We start from the raw sequence: 16,914 nt of genomic DNA on the forward strand, positions 1-16,914 counted from the left end.
GGTGGCCGGGAACGCCGATGGCCCACCCGGTGAGCCGGGTGGGCCATCGATCTGGAGGAGGTGAGGAAAGTTGTGGAGCGTCAGCTCATGTGACGCTGGGCGATGACGAGGAGTTCCTCGCGAACTGCCGGCGAGTTCGCCGAGCGCAGCGCGTGCTCGATGGCACGGGCGCGGCGGGTGGCGTCGCGGTGGTTGCGGATTCGCTCGATCATGCTCATTGGTGGGTCCCCCTAGCTATTCGGTTGTCAGCCCCTGATGCCTCTATTCAACAGCAGAACCCCGCCAACTTCCATCGATTATTAGGTGAGCTGGGACACCTGCCTAACAATCAAAGGTCAACAGGCCGTCTGGCCGACGCTTCCGTCGTCTAAACGACACGGCCGGTGTGCCGGGCGTTAACCCGTGGCACACCGGCCGTGGCTGGCGTCTCCAACGATCAGGTCCAGGCGAGCAGCGCCGCCTCCGGATCCGCGAGGAAGTCGCCGATGTCGCGCAGGAACTTCGAACCCAGCTCACCGTCGATGATCCGGTGGTCGAAGCTCAGCCCCAGCGTGGTGACCTGACGCACCTTGACCTTGCCCTTGTGCACCCAGGGCATCTCCCGCACCGCGCCGAAGGCCAGGATCGCGGACTCACCCGGCGGCAGGATCGGCGTGCCGGTGTCCACGCCGAACACCCCGACGTTCGTGATGGTCAGGGTGCCGCCGGACATGGCCGCGGGCGAGGTACGCCCGGACTTCGCCGTCTGCACCAGGTCGGTCAGCGCGTCCGCCAACTCCCGCAACGAGAGTCGGCCGGCGTCCTTGACGTTCGGCACGATCAGACCGCGCTCGGTGGCCGCCGCGATGCCGAGGTTGACGTACTCCTTCACCACGATCTCGTCGCCGGCCCACGTCGAGTTGACCATCGGGTGCCGCCGCACCGCCAGCAGCACCGCCTTCGCCACCAGCAGCAGCGGAGAGACGCGCACGTCGCGCCACTCCCGCCGACCCCGGAGCCGGTCCAGCGCCTTCATCGCCCGGGTCACGTCGACGGTCAGGAACTCCGTCACGTGCGGGGCGGTGAACGCCGAGCGGGACATGTTCTCGGCGGTCAGCTTGCGGACCCCCTTGACCGGGATGCGCTGCTCCCGGTCCGCGCCGAAGCTGGGGGCAGTCGTCGACGTCGCCGCGATCGGCTCCGCCACCACGACGGCAGCGCTCACCGCGCGCTGCACGTCCTCCCGGGTGATCGAGCCGAGCGGCCCCGACCCGGTCACCGTGCCGAGATCGACCCCGAGATCCTTGGCAAGCTTGCGCACCGGCGGCTTCGCCAACACCAACCCGCTGCTCGCCCCGCTGCTCGCCCCGCCGCTCGCCCCGCTGCTCGCCCCGCCGCTCGCCCCGCCGCTCGCTCCATTGCGTCGATCCTGGACCTCGGGTGCCGGATGTGCGGGGGTAGCAGCCGGTTCGTCGGCCACCACGGGCGGCTCGGCCTGCGTCGGGACGGCGCCCTTGCGGGGGCGGCGCTTCGCGGCTGTCGTACGCGGGCCGTAGCCGACAAGCACCGCCGTTCGGCCACCGGGAGCGGCGCCGCCGATCAGGCCTGGCTCGACCATGCCCTCGGCCGGGGCCACCTCCACCGCCGCCAGCGACGCCGCCGACGGGGTGGGCAGGTCGGCGCTCGGCGTGGCGGTTGTCGACGGCGACTCCAGCGGGCCGGCGCCCGGGTCGGTGTCGATCGCGATGATCGGCGTACCGACCTCGACAGTGGTGCCCTCCGGGTGGTGGATCGCCTGCACCTGCCCGGCCCACTTCGCCGGGATCTCCACCGCCGCCTTGGCCGTCTCGACCTCGACGATCGGCTGGTTCAGCTCGATCGTGTCGCCGACCTTGACCAGCCAGGCCAGGATCTCGCCCTCGGTCAGCCCCTCGCCCAGGTCGGGCAGGTTGAACGTCTTGATCCGGGACATGTCGCTCACCAGCCGAAGGTGCGGTCGACAGCGTCGAGCACCCGGTCGAGGTCGGGCAGGTACTCCTCCTCCACCCGGGCGGCCGGGTAGGGGGTGTCGAAGCCGGTCACCCGCAGCACGGGCGACTCCAGCGAGTAGAAGCACTCCTCGGTGATCCGGGCGGCCAACTCGGCGCCCAGGCCGATGTTCGACGGCGCCTCGTGCACCACGATCGCGCGGCCGGTGCGCTTCACCGACTCGTACGCCGCCGCCAGGTCCAGCGGGGACAGCGAACGCAGGTCGATGACCTCCAGCTCACGGCCGTCCTCGGCGGCGGCGGTCGCCGCCTCCAGGCACGTCCGCACCATCGGCCCGTAGGCCAGCACCGTCACGTCCGTGCCGGGCCGCACCACGCGGGCCGAGTGCAGCGGGTACGCCTCGGACAACGGCGCGTCCAGGTCGACCTGACCCTTCTCCCAGTAGCGCCGCTTGGGCTCCAGGAAGACGATCGGGTCGTCCGAGGCGACGGCCTGCTGGATCATCACGTACGCGTCCTGCGGGTTTGCGCAGGTCACCACCTTCAGGCCGGCCGTGTGCGCGAAGTACGCCTCGGGCGACTCGGAGTGGTGCTCGACCGCGCCGATGCCACCGCCGTACGGAATTCGGATCACCATCGGGATGCTGAGCCGGCCGCCGGAGCGGTAGTGCATCTTCGCCACCTGCGACACGATCTGGTCGTACGCGGGGTAGACGAAGCCGTCGAACTGGATCTCGCAGATCGGCCGGTAGCCACGGATGGCGAGGCCGACAGCGGTGCCGATGATGCCGGACTCGGCCAGCGGGGTGTCGATCACCCGCTGGTCGCCGAAGTCCTTCTGGAGCCCGTCGGTGATCCGGAAGACGCCGCCGAGCTTGCCGACGTCCTCGCCCATGATGATGACCTTGGGGTCGTTCTCCAGGGCGCGGCGCAGGCCGGTGTTGAGGGCCTTGCCGATGGTGAGCGTCTCCGTGGCCATCAGTGGGCGCTCCCCTCGAACGACTCCATGTAGCGGCTGAACGTCGCGCGCTGCTCGTCGAGCAGCGGAGAGCCGTTCGGGTAGACGTGGTCGAACATCGTCACCGGCTCCGGGTCCGGCATCTCGAGCACCCGCTCGCGCAGGTGCACCGACTCGCGGCGGGCCTGCTCGTCGACCTCGGCGAAGAAGGTCGCGTCGGCGATCTGCTGCTTCTCCAGGAAGGCCTTGACCCGGGTGATCGGGTCCTTGGCCTGCCAGGCCTCGACCTCGCTGGCGATGCGGTAGCGGGTCGGGTCGTCGGAGGTGGTGTGCGCACCCATCCGGTAGGTGTACGCCTCGATCAGGCTCGGGCCCTGCCCGTGGCGGGCGTTGTCCAATGCCGTGCGGGTGACCGCGTACGAGGCCAGCACGTCGTTGCCGTCCACCCGTACGCCGGGGAAGCCGAAGCCGGCGGCCCGCTGGTAGAGCGGGACGCGGGTCTGCCGCTCGAGCGGCTCGGAGATCGCGTACTGGTTGTTCTGGCAGAAGAACACGAGCGGGGCGTTGAACACGCTCGCCCAGACGAACGCCTCGTTCACGTCGCCCTGGCTGGTGGCCCCGTCGCCGAAGTAGGCGATGGCCGCCTCGCCGTCGTCGGTGCCGGTCTTGCCGTCCATGGTGATGCCCATGGCGTAGCCGGTCGCGTGCAGGGTCTGCGCGCCGATGACGATCGTGTACATGTTGAACTTGAACTCGTTCGGGTCCCAACCGCCCTGGTCGACACCGCGGAACAGACCGAGCGGCATGATCGGGTCGATGCCCCGGCAGTAGAGGACGCCGTGCTCCCGGTAGGTCGGGAAGGCCATGTCCTGCGTCCGCAGCGCCCGCCCCGATCCGACCTGCGCCGCCTCCTGGCCGAGCAGGCTGGCCCAGAGGCCCAGCTCACCCTGACGCTGGAGAGCGGTCGCCTCGGCGTCCAGCTTGCGGACCAGCACCAGATCGCGGTAGAGCCCGCGGTATTCCTCGTCGGTGAAGTCGACGCGGTATTCGGTGCCGTCCGGCCCGGTGACGCTGTCGATCCGCTCGCCGTCGGGGGTGAGCAGCTGCACCAGCTCGGGGTCGCCGGCCGTGCCCTTCTTGGAGCGGGGTGCCGCCCGCCTGCCGCGGGTGGTGCCCCCGGGGTCGCCCTTTGCCATCGGTCTCTCCCTGTCGTGTCTGCGTCGGCACCGGGGGGTCACCCGGCCACGCAACTCGTGCGCCTGCCCGGCTCTTGCCGGACCGGTTCCTGGCGGCCGCGCCTAGCCCCGGTGGGGGTTGCCGCACGGCATGAGCCGGGTTCTGGCCGAACCCGGATCGGGAGCGCCGGCGCCGGGCCGCGCCTGCCGCGTGGGTGCGCGGAGGTCACGGCTGCGTTGCCGTCGTGCTCCATATTCGCAGAGCAGGTGAGCGCGCCCACAGTACGCCCGCCCCGGATTCCGACCGCCCACCCTTTGCCGCTGTTTGTCGCCCTCCTACCGGCCTGCCGTTCCGAGGCGTTCCGGCGATGATTCGTCACGGTTCGGTCAGCCCGGCGTGTCGACACGCCGTGGAGGTTGGCTGACGGAGGGTGACTGGGCCAGGCTGATTCCCGCAGGATCAGGTTTATCGGGTTATATGCCGGCTTTGTGGCTGACGGCGGCCAAGCCCGCGGCGGTGGCGGCCAGGCGTTCGCGCGGCGTCCACACGTGTCCTCCGACGGCCGACGACAAGGGGTGTGCGGTGCACGAGCCAGGTGACGGTCCCGGCACACCAGCACTCGGCCGGCATCGGTCCGCCGGTGGCTACCGCCGCGTGGTCGGCGTCCACCGCGCCCCCGGCGCGGGCGGCCCCACCCGTGGTTACCTGCTCACCGTCGCGCTGCTGGCCGGCACCGCGTCGATGCCCATCCTCGCCGCGATCAGCGCGGGCTCGGCCACCCCCGGCAGCACCGCGCTGCCCGACAGCAGCACCCCGTTCATCCCGACCCCGTCGATTGGGCCGGTGGTGATCCCGATGCCGATGACCAGCCAGCCGGCACTTCCGCCACCCGGCACCCCCAGCGTCGGCCCGACAAGTGGCTGGCTGCCCGCCGCTCCCCGGCGTCCCTCGGACCGGCCCGCCTCGGAGACCGTGACCGGCCCCGGGCCCGGCCGGCCCGCGACCTACCCGCCGCTGGCGCCGAAGCCCACCCGCGGCACCTGGCCCGCCGTCCCCCCACCCGGTCCGCCGACCGACCCCCCGGACTCCGAGCCGACCGACCCCCCGGACTCCGAGCCGACCGACCCCCCGGACTCCGAGCCGACCGACCCCACCGAACCCGATCCGACGGATCCCGACCCGACCCCGACGACGGACCCGTCACCCACGATGGACCCGTCACCCACGTCGGACCCCTCACCGACGACGGACCCGACGCCGACCACGGACCCGTCGGACCCGACCCCGACCCCAGACCCGTCGGACCCGACGCCGACCATGGACCCGACCCCGACGATGGACCCGCCCCCAAGCTCGCGCCCGACGCCGACGGACGCCCCCACCGCGACCGCCGTGCCGACCAGGGCGCCGTCGGCGCCGGTCACCACCCCGGGGCCACCCGCCGCCCCGGCCACACCGACCAGCCGGCCCGGCCCAGCGGTCCCGGCGCCCACCGGCGTCTCGTCGATGCCACCGGGCGGTCGTGCCCCGGTGGCCTGACCAACGCATCCCACCGTTGACGTCGCGACGGTACGGTGACCCTCAGGCGTGACCCATCCGGTGCCGGCGGTGTGCCGGCGTCAGGCACATACCGGAGGGGGTGGCGTGGGCGGCGGTGCGAGACTCCGCCCGGTCATCACCCGGCCCGGCCCGGGGCTGCGAATCGCCCGGCTGGTCACCGAGGTGAGCGCGCCGGCCGTACTCGTGTCGCTGCTGATCGTCACCGTGAGCTGGCACAGCGCACGCCGTCCGGGTCAGGGCCTGATCTGGGGTCTGCTCGCCACGCTCTTCGTCATCGGCATTCCGTTCGCCTACGTCGTCGGCGGGGTACGCCGTGGCCGCCTCACCGACCACCACGTCGGCCGCCGGGAGCAGCGCCGGGCGCCGCTGCTGGTCGGCCTCGCCTCGGTGACGGCGGGGCTCGCCCTGCTCGTCGTGCTCGGCGCGCCCCGCCCGGTGCTGGCGCTTGCCGTGGCCGGGCTCGTCGGTCTCGTGGTCGCCGTGTCGGTGAGCCACTGGTGGAAGATGTCGATCCACTCGGCGGTGGCCGCCGGCACACTCGTCATCCTGATGCTGACCTTCGGGACGCGGCTGGTCGTCGCCGCGCCGCTGCTGGTGCTTGTCGGCTGGTCCAGGGTGCGGCTCAGGGACCACACGGTGGCGCAGGTGCTCGCCGGTGGCGTGCTCGGCGCGCTGATCGCCGCGGTGGTCTTCGGCGCGCTGCGCTGACCGGCCTCCGCTGCCGACCAAGCCGCCGCTGGCCGCGGTGGCGGTGACGCGGGCGCGCGGTGGCGGTCAGGCCCGGGGCGGGCGGTGTGCCACCCGCCCCGGATGCCGTCAGGCGCCGTCGTCGGCGAGGCGGTGCCGGTTGGCCTCGATCCAGGCGTCCAGAGCGGCCGGGTCGTCCGGGTCCACCCCGTCGGCCATGAGCTGCGCCACCGCGGCGGTGGCCGGGCTGCGCCGTTCACCAGTCGAGTAGAGGCGGGCGAACTCCGGCACCATCTCCTCGATCGCCTCGTCGGTGCGCGTCGCCGCCGCCTCCGGCAGCCCGCGCTGGCGGGACGCGTACCGCGCCCAGGCGCGCAGCACCCGGGGCAGCATCGCCGCGTCGTCCATGTCCAGCACCGCGCGGCGGTGCACCCAGTCGAGCAGGAACAGCCCGGACACCGCCGGGCTCCAGCGCATCGGGTCGCCGTCCGGGAAGCTCGCCGAGTGGTCCAGCACCAGGCTCAGGCAGAAGTGCAGGGAGGCCAACTCCGCGCCGTCGACGGCGTCCAGCCCGAAGCGGGCGGCCTCCGGCGCGGCGAGGAACTGCCGGACCAGGTCGGTGCGCTCGGCCGCGGAGAGCGGCTCGACCGCCGCCGGGCCGGTCGGCTCGGCCGCGGTGGGCAGGAGCGCCAGCCGGGCACCGACAAGCGCCCGGTCGGTCGCGAGAGAACCCTCGCCGGGCAGCTCACTCAGGTCGTCGGTCACCGCGAGGTGGCGGGCCACCTCACCGCGGAGCCGGGCCGGGTTCTCGGTCCGGAACCAGGTCAACTCGTCGTCGGCACACATCTGCCGGACCTGGTCCAGGATCCGTTCCGCCGGCCCGCCGACGAAGATGTCCTTGGTGATCCCGATGTTGTGGTCCACCAGGGCCACCAACGCGTGCTCGGCGCCACCCGACGCGTCGTCGTAGGCGAAGGTGGCGAGGTAGGAGGTCTGGTCGCCGTACACGTCGCCGTACGCCCAGGTGCCGGTGAGGTGCACCCGGCCGAGCTGCCCGGACCAGGCGGGCGCCTGGCTGCCCGGACGGACCCGCTCGGTGCCCTCGGCGTTCGGGACGAGCGCGGCGAAGACCTGCCGGATGGTGGTCGCCGCCGCGATCCGGCGGCGGGCGGTGGCGGCGAGGAACCCGGTGACGAACTCCCGTACGGCGGTGTCGCGGTCGGTCTCCGCGATGGCGTAGACACTGCCCAGCAGCGCGCTGCCGAGCATCTCGGCGTCGAGGGCGGACTCCAGCTTGGTCACGTCGCGTGCGGCGTGCAGCACCGCGTCGTAGGGGGTCTCAGGCGTGGCCATGCTCCGACCCTACGCCGCCCAGCGCCGATGGAGAGCGGTAGCGGACCGGGCAGGGCGTCAGCGGCCGGCGGCGTCCCGCAGCGCGTCGCGTGCCTGCGCGTACGAGTCGAGCACGGTCCGTACCGGTGTCAGCACGTATTCATCGCCGACCAGGGCGACCTTCGCCGTCAGCCGCTGCTCGGCACGGGCTCGGGCGCGCCGGGCGGCCCAGCGCACCACCGGCCGGGTCAGCGCTGCCACCAGCAGCCCGGCCAGCAGGCCACCGAGCAACAGCAGGGTGGGCAGCGGCACCTGACCGACCATCGGGTTGTCCAGCGCCGGTAGGCCCAGTGCCCGCAGCGCGTACCCGAGCACCAGCCAGCCGAGCCCGACCACGGCGGCGAGGGTGACAAGCCACTGCACACCGCCGACGACACGCCACCACAGCGGTCGACGATCCAGGCCGAGGTCGGTGCCGGCGATCGTGCGGTCCAGCGCGTCCGGCAGGTCACCGAGGCGGGACCGGGCGGCCGAGGTCACCGCGCCGGGCCAGGCGGCGGGCAGGTCGGCGGCGGACCGGTCGGCCACGGCGCGGATCGCGAGGCCCAGCGCCGAGCGCTGCGCGGCCGACGGCTCCGGGACCGAGGTCGCCGCGACCAGGCTCTCCGCCGGGTCGTCCCGGCCACCGGTCGGGCCGGGCAGGTGCAGCCGACGCAGCGGGTCGGGTCGCAGACGCCGCCAACCCCGGACCACGGGCCAACCGGTGGCCGCGCCGGCCCGATGCCGGTACGCCTGCTCCACCGCGTTGGTGACCGCGGGCACGCCGGCCGCGCCGGCCAGCGCCCGGTTCAGCCCGTCGACCGTCGGGTTGTCCGGTCCAGCCGGGGGGCGGGCCGAGCCGACCAGCTCGTCCAGGCCGGCGACAACCGTGTCGACGTCACCCGCGAGTCGGCGCAGCGCGGCCTGCCGCTCGGCGACCGTCCGTTCCAGCGCGCCGCGCAGCCCCACCATGCCGGCCGGGTCGATGGCGGTGGTGGACAGCAGCGGCACACCGGTCAGCCCGTCCGAATCGAGCAGCCGACGCAGGTCGTCCAGGACCCGGGGCACCTCGGCCGGGGACAGCCGGTCGGCCTGGTTGAGCACGACCACCGTGACGTCGCGGTGCCTGTGGAACTCGCGCAGGTAGCTGTCGTGGATGACCCGGTCGGCGTACTTCTGCGGGTCGACCACCCAGACCACCTGGTCGACGAGGCCGAGGAGCCGGTCCACCTCCAGGCGGTGGGAGCGCTGCACCGAGTCGAAGTCGGGCAGGTCGAGCAGGACCAGCCCGTGCAGCGCCGTCTCGTCGTCCGCGTCCAGGGCGCTCTCCCGGACGAAACGGTGTCGGGGCAGCACGCCGATCCAGTCGAGCAGCTGGTTGGCGCCCGCCAACGGCCCCCACACGCAGGCGTGGGTGACGCCTGTGGTCGGCCGGCGGACCCCCACCGGCGACAGTTCCAGTTGGGCCAACGCGTTGAAGAGGCTCGACTTGCCGCTGCCGGTGGCACCTGCCAGCGCGACCACCGTGTGGTCCCGGGACAGCGCCAGTCGGGTGCCGGCCCGCTCGACAAGGGTGTGCGCGGGCACCAGCTCGGCGTCGGGCAGCAGGCCGTCCACCGCGGTCAGGAAGCGCCGGACCGCGTCCAGCCGGGCGACAAGCGCGTCGGCGTCCACCCGCTTGTCGCCGCGGAACGCCTCGCGTACCCGGCCGGTGAGGTTGGTCACCGGGAGCCCTCCTCGTCATGGGCCGGTCGGGTGTCGCCGCCAGCGGACAGACCACTGCGGTGCCGCGCCAGCTCGACCCGGCCGGCGGCGCGGCGCAGTCCGTCGCCGGAGTCCGCGGCGGGGCGGGCGTCGACGGTGCGGCTGAGGAACCGGTCGGCCTCCGCGTCGAGCAGCGTCCGCACCCGGGCCAGCAGGTCGGTGCGGGCCTTGGCGGCCAGGGTACGCACCGCCTGGTCGCCGAAGATCGCCTGGAGCACGGCCTGCGCGGCGACTGTGGTGCCGGCCCCGGTGGCCAGCTCCAACCCGGTCGGGATGAACGCGGTCGAGGCGAAGACGGCGATCATCACGGCCAGGCCGGTGGCGTTCACCGCGTACGCGGCCGTGCGGGCCACGAAACGCTTGTCGCCGCCCTCGACCCGGACCAGCTCCAACACCCCGCGCTGCCAGTCCCGGACCATCCGTTCGGCGCGCTCGGGCAGGTCGTCGCTCGGGTGGGCGAGCGCCGGATCGAGCAACCCGCTGCCCGCCGGATGAGCCTTCCAACCCGTGTACGCCGATTCGGCGGCCTCCGAGGACACCCCGCGCAGCAGCGTGACCAGTTGCGACTCGATGGCGTTGCGCAGCTCGACGGCGGGTGCCGGCCGGCCGGTGACAGCGGCGACGACCCGGTCCCGCAGGCGGCCGATCCGTGCTTCCAGCGTGCGGAAGAACTCCCCGGTGCCGACGAACTCCTGCCAGCGGGCGAGCACCTCGCCCCGGAGCAGTCGGCCGTCCTGAAGCCCCTGCTCGACGGTGCGCTCGGCACCCCGGTACGCGGCCCGGACCCGGTCGTCCAGCTCGGCGGCGGCGGTGACCTGCTCGTCGGCGGCGTCGGCAAGCTCCTCGACGGCGGGGTGGAGCGCGGCCAGCGCCCCGTCCAGCGTCTGGCGGACCACCGCCGACCGTGCGTCCGCGTCGCCGGCCAGCCGGGCGAACCAGTCGGCAAGCGTCGCGGTCGCGCCCTCGGGCAGCAGCCCCTGCCCGTCGACCCAGGTTTCCGGCAACACGAACAGCGGCGCCCGGCCGAGGTCCTGTTCGGCGAGCATCTCGGCCAGGTGGGCGGCGATCTCGTCGGTGGCCTCGGCGGGCACCCGGTCCAGCACCATGGCGATCACCGCGCCGCGCGCCCGGGCGCTGCGCAGCAGCTCCCAGGGGACCGCGTCGGCGTACCGGGCGGCGGTGGTGACGAAGAGCCAGAGATCGGCGGCGGCCAGCAGTTGGGTGGCGAGCGCCCGGTTGGCGTCGACGACCGAGTCGATGTCGGGCGCGTCGAGGAAGGCCAGCCCGGCGGGGAGGGCGGGGGCGGTGACGAGGTGCAGGGCGCGCGGGTCGTCGCTCGGCTCGGTGGTGCGGGTCAGGCCGGGCAGCAGGTCACCCTGCCGGAACCACGCCGCGTCGGACGGGTTGCAGACCAGCACCGGGGAGCGGGTGGTCGGCCGGAGCACGCCGGCGGCGCTGACCCGGGCCTTGACCAGGCTGTTGACCAGGGTCGACTTGCCCGCGCCGGTGGAGCCGCCGACCACCACGAGAAGCGGGGCGTCCAGCCGGGCGAGCCGGGGCAGCAGATAGTCGTCGAGCTGATCGTTGAGGGCCGTGGCGGTGTGCCGGGCGGGGCCGGCGGAGGGCAGCGCGAGAGGGTACCGGGTCGCACCGATCGCCTCCCGGAGGCCCGACAGGGCGCCGGGGAGGCCGTCGTCCCCGGTGGTGGCGGGCGGCTCCTCCGCGGCGTCCGGCGGACCGGTGCGGGCTGCGACGGCGGGCGCGCCGGAACGGGTGGCGGAATCGCCGGGCGTCGTCACCGCTAAAGCGTGCCCGACCGATGCAAGGGAAGACAACCGGACGGTAAGAAAGGCCGGGTTGCGTCGGGGTGACTCAACTCGACTTGACGATTCGCCAACGCGTGGCACTATTGAGTCCAGTTCACTCAACTTGTGGTGGGCCCGCTGCGGGCGGTGTCCGCCAAGCAGCCACGGGCAGCGCCCGTCACCTGCACAACCTTACGAAGCGAGGAAGCGAAGATGGCACGTGCGGTCGGTATCGACCTCGGCACGACGAACTCCTGCGTCAGCGTTCTCGAGGGCGGTGAGCCCGCCGTCATCGCCAACGCTGAGGGTTCGCGGACGACCCCGTCGATCGTCGCGTTCGCCCGCAACGGGGAGGTGCTCGTCGGTGAGGTCGCCAAGCGCCAGGCGGTGACCAATCCGGACCGGACGATCCGCTCGGTCAAGCGCGAGGTCGGCACGAACTGGTCCGTCGACATCGACGGCAAGAAATACACCCCGCAGGAGATCTCGGCCCGGACGCTGATGAAGCTCAAGCGGGACGCGGAGGCGTACCTGGGCGAGCAGATCACCGACGCGGTGATCACCGTTCCGGCCTACTTCAACGACAGCCAGCGCCAGGCCACCAAGGAGGCCGGTGAGATCGCCGGCTTCAACGTGCTGCGGATCGTCAACGAGCCGACCGCGGCCGCCCTGGCGTACGGGCTGGACAAGGGCTCCAAGGAGCAGACCGTCCTGGTCTTCGACCTCGGCGGCGGCACCTTCGACGTCTCGCTGCTGGAGTTGGCCGAGGGCGTCATCGAGGTCAAGTCGACGAGCGGTGACAACCACCTCGGCGGCGACGACTGGGACCAGCGGATCATCGACCACCTGGTCAAGACGTTCCGTGGTGAGCACGGCATCGACCTCGGTCAGGACAAGATGGCCCTCCAGCGCCTCCGTGAGGCCGCCGAGAAGGCCAAGATCGAGCTGTCCGCCGCCACCACCACAAACATCAACCTGCCGTACATCACCGCCGGCGCGGCCGGCCCGCTGCACCTCGACGTGACGCTCAGCCGCGCCGAGTTCCAGCGGATGACGCAGGACCTGCTGGACCGCTGCAAGGGCCCGTTCGAGCAGGCCGTCAAGGACGCCGGGATCAAGATCTCCGACGTCGAGCACGTCATCCTGGTCGGCGGTTCGACCCGGATGCCGGCCGTGACCGACCTGGTCAAGCAGCTCACCGGCCGCGACCCCAACAAGGGCGTCAACCCGGACGAGGTCGTCGCCGTCGGCGCCGCCCTCCAGGCCGGTGTGCTCAAGGGTGAGGTCAAGGACGTCCTGCTGCTCGACGTGACCCCGCTGAGCCTGGGCATCGAGACCAAGGGCGGCATCTTCACCAAGCTGATCGAGCGCAACACCACGATCCCGACCAAGCGCTCCGAGGTCTTCACCACGGCGGACGACAACCAGCCGTCGGTGCTGATCCAGGTGTTCCAGGGCGAGCGGGAGATCGCGGCCTACAACAAGAAGCTCGGCACCTTCGAGCTGACCGGCCTCCCGCCGGCGCCGCGCGGCGTGCCGCAGATCGAGGTCGCCTTCGACATCGACGCCAACGGCATCGTCAACGTGCACGCCAAGGACCTGGGCACCGGCAAGGAACAGAAGATGACGATCACCGGCGGCTCCTCGCTGCCGAAGGACGACATCGAGCGGATGCGCCGGGACGCCGAGGAGCACGCGGAGGAGGACAAGCGTCGCCGCGACGACGCCGAGGCTCGCAACGTGGCCGAGGCGCTCCAGTGGCAGACCGAGAAGTTCCTCGCCGAGAGCGGCGACAAGCTGCCCGGTGAAAACCGGGAGCAGCTCAACGAGGCGCTCGGCGAGCTGCGCGGCGCCCTCGGCGGTCAGGACATCGAGAAGATCAAGTCCGCGCACGAGAAGCTGGCGAAGGTCTCCCAGGAGGCCGGTTCGCTGCTCTACTCACAGCAGGCCGAGCAGGGTCAGCAGCCGGGTGGCGAGGCCGGCCCGGGTGCGACCGGAGCCCAGCCCGGCCCGCAGTCCGGCGGCGCCGACGACGTGGTCGACGCGGAAATCGTGGACGAGGACGGCAAGAAGTGACCGTCGGCCTCCAACACGTGTCCACGGCGAAGGGGATGGGGTAGCCGCATGACGCAGAAGCCACGAGCCGCCGACCCGGGCGACACCGGGTCGACGCCGGGTGGCTCCGCGCCCACGGAGCCGACCACCGGCGACGGGGAGCGGGTCGTCATCCGCAACAAGCGCAAGCTCGTCGACACGGCGGAGCCGGAGGGCACCGCCGCTGACGCGGAGACCGGTGTGCCGGCCGAGGGCCTGGTCGAGGACGCCGAGGTAGTCGTCGACGAGATCGAGGTCGAGGTCAACTCCACCGACGGTCCGGAGCCGTCCGGTCCGCCGGTGGTGGACGCGCCGGCGCAGCCGGTGGACGGCCCCGGCACGTCGCTCGGCGCCGAGCTGGAGGCGCTCCGGGCCGAGTTGGACGAGCGGACCCGGGACGTGCAGCGGGTGTCGGCGGAGTACGCCAACTACCGCAAGCGGGTCGACCGCGACCGCAACCTGGTGCAGGAGCAGGCGACCGGTTCGGTGCTGGCCGCACTGCTGCCGATCCTCGACGACCTGGACCGGGCTCGGGAACACGGCGACCTGGTCGGGCCGTTCGGGACGGTGGCGGAACAGCTCACCACCGCGCTCGGCAAGTTCGGCCTGAACGCCTTCGGCGAACAGGGCGACCCGTTCGACCCGACCCGCCACGAGGCGGTCGCGCACCAGACCTCGGCCGAGGTCACCGAGCCGACCTGCGTACAGGTCATGCGGCGCGGCTACCAGCTCGGTGAGCGGCTGCTGCGCCCCGCGCTCGTCGCGGTCGCGGACCCGGAATAGTGCGAAGCAGTGACCGGGCCGTCTCGCCCACCGCGCGTCGGTGGGCGAGACGGCCGGGCCGCGACGGTCGAGAGGGGGTGGACCGGTGAGTTCCAAGGACTGGATCGAGAAGGACTTCTACGCCGTGCTCGGCGTGGACAAGGCCGCCTCGGCGGATGACATCAAGAAGGCGTACCGCAAGGTGGCCAGGGAGTCGCACCCGGACCACAACCCGGGCGACGCCAAGGCGGAGGAGCGGTTCAAGGCCGCGTCCGAGGCGTACAACGTGCTGTCGGACTCCGGCCGCCGTCGCGAGTACGACGAGATGCGCTCGCTGTTCGGCTCGGGCGCGTTCCGGCGCGGCGCCCGCGGCGCGGGTCAACCGGGCGGCATGCCCTTCGACGTCTCCGACATGTTCGGCGGCGGCGGCGGGGGCGGCGACCGCCGCTTCGGAGGCGCCGGCTTCCAGGACCTGTTCAGCTCGATCTTCACGGGTGGTCAGGGTGGTGGGCAGGCGGCGCCACGCGGCCCGGGCCGTGGCCGGGACGTGGAGACCGAGGTGGCACTTGACTTCGGCGACGCGGTGCGCGGGGTGACGCTGCCCCTGACGCTGCGCGCGCCGGGCGTCTGCGAGACCTGCCACGGCAACGGGGCCAAGCCCGGCACCCAGCCGCGGACCTGCCCGGTCTGCCACGGTGCCGGCGTGACCAACCGCAACCAGGGGTCGTTCAGCTTCTCCGAGCCGTGCCGCAACTGCCAGGGCGTCGGCACGGTGGTCGAGGAGAAGTGCCCCGAGTGCCACGGCAGCGGCGGTGTCACGAAGACACGCACCATGAACGTGCGCTTCCCGGCCGGCGTGTCCGACGGTCAGCGCATCCGGCTGGCCGGGCGCGGTGAGCCGGGCGAGCGCGGCGGCCCGGCCGGTGACCTGTTCGTGCACGTCAAGGTTCGGCCGGACGAGCTGTTCGGGCGTACCGGCGACGACCTGACGTTGAGCGTGCCGATCACCTTCGCGGAGGCCGTGCTCGGCACGGACCTGCGGGTGCCCACGCTCGACGGCGCGGTGACCCTGCGGGTCCCGCCGGGGACGCCCAGCGGGCGGGTGTTGCGCGCCCGGGGCAAGGGTGTGGTGCGCCGCGACGGGCAGGCCGGCGACCTGCTTGTCACGTTGGACGTGGTGGTGCCGGCCCGGTTGTCCGACGAAGCGCGCACCGCGCTGGAGGCGTTCGCCGAGCAGAGCCCGCCAGCCGCCCGGGAACATCTCGAGGCGCGGGTGCGTCGGATCAGTTAGTCCGGTGGAAGGGACGCGGAGGTGAGCGGGATGTCGGGCGAGTTCCTCGGTTCGGGTGACCCTGCCTACGAGGCCAAGGTGCTGATGATCTCGGTTGCGGCGCGGATGGCGGGGATGCACCCGCAGACCCTGCGCCAGTACGACCGGCTGGGGCTGGTGCAGCCCGGCCGGGCCGCCGGAGGCGGGCGTCGGTACAGCGTCCGTGACGTGGTGCTGCTGCGCGAGGTGCAGCGGCTCAGCCAGGACGACGGGATCAACCTGGCCGGCGTCAAGCGGATCATCGGGCTGGAGCGGCTGTTGGAGCAGGCGCAGCAGCGGGTGGCTCGGCTGGAGGCGGAGCTGGACGCCGCGTACCGACGGGTCGCCGAGCTGGAATCTCTCGCCCGCTTTCCGGGACGGGATCTGGTGCCGACAAATCGCACGTCCACCGCGCTTGTGGTCTGGCGACCCCGTCGTAATCCCGATCGTTGACCTGCCACGCACCCGGAGCTGTTCCTCGGCCCGGGCCGCACCGGATTCCCCGGCGCGGTCCGGGCCGCTTCGGTTAGCCTGTCGATACAGGTCCAATCGGCTTAATACGGACCTACCGGCATGGCGAGGGGGAGCGATGGCGGAACCGGCGAAAAAGGTCGCCCAGCAGACGGAAGAACGGTTGGAAGACCTGGCCGAGACCGTCCGCAAGAAGTTCGACAAGGTGACCGAGGGGACCTACCGAGACCGGGTCGTCGAGGGCCGGTTCGCCGAACAGGGCGACCACGGCGGCGACAAGAGCCGAGCCGAAACTGAACGCAAGCAGGACTGACCGGTGACCGACGTGCGGGCCGGGACCCACGGGGGGTCCCGGCCCGTTCGCCGTCAGAGCGCGGGCCGGGACGCGGTGTCACCGTGGCGGGGGTCCCGGCCCGTCCGCCGTCAGAGCGCGGGCCGGGACGCGAACACCATCCCCGCGATCGCTTGCGGAGAAGTCCAGCTCAGCCGAGGCGGCGGTTCTCGCGGACCAGGCCGCCCTCGCACCAGTCCCGGTAGACGAAGAGGTCCGGACGGGCCAGCAGCACCCGTCCGTTGTGCGCCCAGATCTTCATCAGCTCGTCGCCGTCCCGCTCGGCCTGCTCGACGAGCTTGCGGAAGCGGCGCTTGGGATGGGCGCGGAAGTTCGTCCGGATGCCGTCGGCCGCGTAGATGTAGAGGCAGTGCAGGGCGAAACGCCGGGCCGGGCAGGTCGGATCCATCGCCAGCTCGAAGAGGGTCAGCACCAGCCGGTCGCCGGAGACCAACAGGTCCCAGTCGGGTGGCATCGAAGCCAACGGCACCGAATCGGGCTTGTACGCCCAAGCTCGCAACTCCGCCGGACTCGGATCGACGGGGTTGGCGAAGCCGTGGAACGTCGACTCCTGCACGCTCACCGGCCAACCTTCCGCTCTCGCCCGCGTGTGGCAACGCTGCCTACGGACCCTGGCTGCTGGGGCGAAACGGTAACCC

At 72.4% G+C, this 16,914-nt stretch carries 15 protein-coding genes; 7 read left to right on the plus strand and 8 right to left on the minus strand.

Annotation, left to right across the window (positions count from 1 at the left end):
* Window positions 1-80 precede the first annotated feature (80 nt).
* From ACLQ29_RS07185 to pdhA, 4 genes are all read right to left on the minus strand, one after another.
* Window positions 81-218, minus strand: coding sequence for a hypothetical protein (locus tag ACLQ29_RS07185; protein WP_167454674.1), 138 nt, complete (start codon window positions 216-218; stop codon window positions 81-83).
* Window positions 219-436: 218 nt separating this feature from the next.
* Complete coding sequence (locus ACLQ29_RS07190) at window positions 437-1,960, minus strand: dihydrolipoamide acetyltransferase family protein (protein WP_425770870.1); 1,524 nt, start codon at window positions 1,958-1,960, stop codon at window positions 437-439.
* Window positions 1,957-2,946 (minus strand): alpha-ketoacid dehydrogenase subunit beta, encoded by a 990-nt coding sequence (locus ACLQ29_RS07195; RefSeq protein WP_393365262.1) that lies wholly within the window; start codon window positions 2,944-2,946, stop codon window positions 1,957-1,959. The genes ACLQ29_RS07190 and ACLQ29_RS07195 overlap by 4 nt, the downstream gene beginning before the upstream one ends.
* Complete coding sequence (pdhA, locus tag ACLQ29_RS07200; protein ID WP_425770871.1) at window positions 2,946-4,121, minus strand: pyruvate dehydrogenase (acetyl-transferring) E1 component subunit alpha; 1,176 nt, start codon at window positions 4,119-4,121, stop codon at window positions 2,946-2,948. The genes ACLQ29_RS07195 and pdhA overlap by 1 nt, the downstream gene beginning before the upstream one ends.
* Window positions 4,122-4,683: 562 nt before the next feature.
* Here pdhA and ACLQ29_RS07205 point away from each other — a divergent pair.
* Complete coding sequence (locus tag ACLQ29_RS07205; protein WP_425770872.1) at window positions 4,684-5,640, plus strand: hypothetical protein; 957 nt, start codon at window positions 4,684-4,686, stop codon at window positions 5,638-5,640.
* Window positions 5,641-5,745: 105 nt separating this feature from the next.
* On the plus strand, window positions 5,746-6,369 hold the full coding sequence (locus tag ACLQ29_RS07210; protein WP_425770873.1) for a phosphatase PAP2 family protein: 624 nt from the start codon (window positions 5,746-5,748) through the stop codon (window positions 6,367-6,369).
* A gap of 108 nt (window positions 6,370-6,477) precedes the next feature.
* On the opposite strand, the gene ACLQ29_RS07215 is transcribed toward ACLQ29_RS07210, so the two are convergent.
* From ACLQ29_RS07215 to ACLQ29_RS07225, 3 genes are read right to left on the minus strand one after another with little or no spacing between them, the layout of a single operon-like run.
* Window positions 6,478-7,701 (minus strand): hypothetical protein, encoded by a 1,224-nt coding sequence (locus tag ACLQ29_RS07215; RefSeq protein WP_425770874.1) that lies wholly within the window; start codon window positions 7,699-7,701, stop codon window positions 6,478-6,480.
* 57 nt (window positions 7,702-7,758) lie between these two features.
* Window positions 7,759-9,444: a GTPase gene (locus ACLQ29_RS07220; RefSeq protein WP_425770875.1), complete on the minus strand. Its 1,686-nt coding sequence runs from the start codon at window positions 9,442-9,444 to the stop codon at window positions 7,759-7,761.
* On the minus strand, window positions 9,441-11,282 hold the full coding sequence (locus tag ACLQ29_RS07225) for an ABC transporter (RefSeq protein ID WP_425770876.1): 1,842 nt from the start codon (window positions 11,280-11,282) through the stop codon (window positions 9,441-9,443). Before ACLQ29_RS07225 ends, ACLQ29_RS07220 begins: the two co-directional genes overlap by 4 nt.
* A gap of 219 nt (window positions 11,283-11,501) precedes the next feature.
* Here ACLQ29_RS07225 and dnaK point away from each other — a divergent pair, with 219 nt between their 5' ends.
* The 5 genes from dnaK (at window position 11,502) to ACLQ29_RS07250 (ending at window position 16,237) form a co-directional block, all read left to right on the plus strand.
* Window positions 11,502-13,364: a molecular chaperone DnaK gene (gene dnaK, locus ACLQ29_RS07230; RefSeq protein WP_425770877.1), complete on the plus strand. Its 1,863-nt coding sequence runs from the start codon at window positions 11,502-11,504 to the stop codon at window positions 13,362-13,364.
* Window positions 13,365-13,412: 48 nt separating this feature from the next.
* The gene (grpE, locus tag ACLQ29_RS07235) at window positions 13,413-14,165 is read left to right on the plus strand and encodes a nucleotide exchange factor GrpE (protein ID WP_425770878.1); all 753 of its coding nucleotides are present in this window, start codon (window positions 13,413-13,415) and stop codon (window positions 14,163-14,165) included.
* An 85-nt stretch (window positions 14,166-14,250) separates the two neighbouring features.
* Window positions 14,251-15,435 carry a molecular chaperone DnaJ gene (gene dnaJ / locus ACLQ29_RS07240; protein WP_425770879.1) on the plus strand — a complete coding sequence of 395 codons (1,185 nt, stop codon included), beginning with the start codon at window positions 14,251-14,253 and terminating at the stop codon, window positions 15,433-15,435.
* Window positions 15,436-15,465: 30 nt separating this feature from the next.
* Window positions 15,466-15,906: a heat shock protein transcriptional repressor HspR gene (locus ACLQ29_RS07245; protein WP_425770880.1), complete on the plus strand. Its 441-nt coding sequence runs from the start codon at window positions 15,466-15,468 to the stop codon at window positions 15,904-15,906.
* Window positions 15,907-16,042: 136 nt separating this feature from the next.
* The gene (locus tag ACLQ29_RS07250; RefSeq protein ID WP_425757128.1) at window positions 16,043-16,237 is read left to right on the plus strand and encodes a hypothetical protein; all 195 of its coding nucleotides are present in this window, start codon (window positions 16,043-16,045) and stop codon (window positions 16,235-16,237) included.
* A 169-nt stretch (window positions 16,238-16,406) separates the two neighbouring features.
* On the opposite strand, the gene ACLQ29_RS07255 is transcribed toward ACLQ29_RS07250, so the two are convergent.
* The gene (locus ACLQ29_RS07255) at window positions 16,407-16,838 is read right to left on the minus strand and encodes a hypothetical protein (protein WP_357809076.1); all 432 of its coding nucleotides are present in this window, start codon (window positions 16,836-16,838) and stop codon (window positions 16,407-16,409) included.
* Window positions 16,839-16,914: the final 76 nt, after the last annotated feature.

Source organism: Micromonospora sp. DT228 (genome assembly GCF_049841595.1).
Taxonomy (GTDB): domain Bacteria; phylum Actinomycetota; class Actinomycetes; order Mycobacteriales; family Micromonosporaceae; genus Micromonospora.

Excerpts from the sequence above, each read along its gene's own strand:
- grpE (WP_425770878.1), top strand. The coding sequence starts at position 13,413 with ATGACGCAGAAGCCACGAGCCGCCGACCCGGGCGACACCGGGTCGACG.
- ACLQ29_RS07250 (WP_425757128.1), top strand. The coding sequence starts at position 16,043 with ATGGCGGAACCGGCGAAAAAGGTCGCCCAGCAGACGGAAGAACGGTTG.
- pdhA (WP_425770871.1), bottom strand. The coding sequence starts at position 4,121 with ATGGCAAAGGGCGACCCCGGGGGCACCACCCGCGGCAGGCGGGCGGCA.
- ACLQ29_RS07195 (WP_393365262.1), bottom strand. The coding sequence starts at position 2,946 with ATGGCCACGGAGACGCTCACCATCGGCAAGGCCCTCAACACCGGCCTG.
- dnaK (WP_425770877.1), top strand. The coding sequence starts at position 11,502 with ATGGCACGTGCGGTCGGTATCGACCTCGGCACGACGAACTCCTGCGTC.
- ACLQ29_RS07185 (WP_167454674.1), bottom strand. The coding sequence starts at position 218 with ATGAGCATGATCGAGCGAATCCGCAACCACCGCGACGCCACCCGCCGC.
- ACLQ29_RS07215 (WP_425770874.1), bottom strand. The coding sequence starts at position 7,701 with ATGGCCACGCCTGAGACCCCCTACGACGCGGTGCTGCACGCCGCACGC.
- ACLQ29_RS07245 (WP_425770880.1), top strand. The coding sequence starts at position 15,466 with ATGTCGGGCGAGTTCCTCGGTTCGGGTGACCCTGCCTACGAGGCCAAG.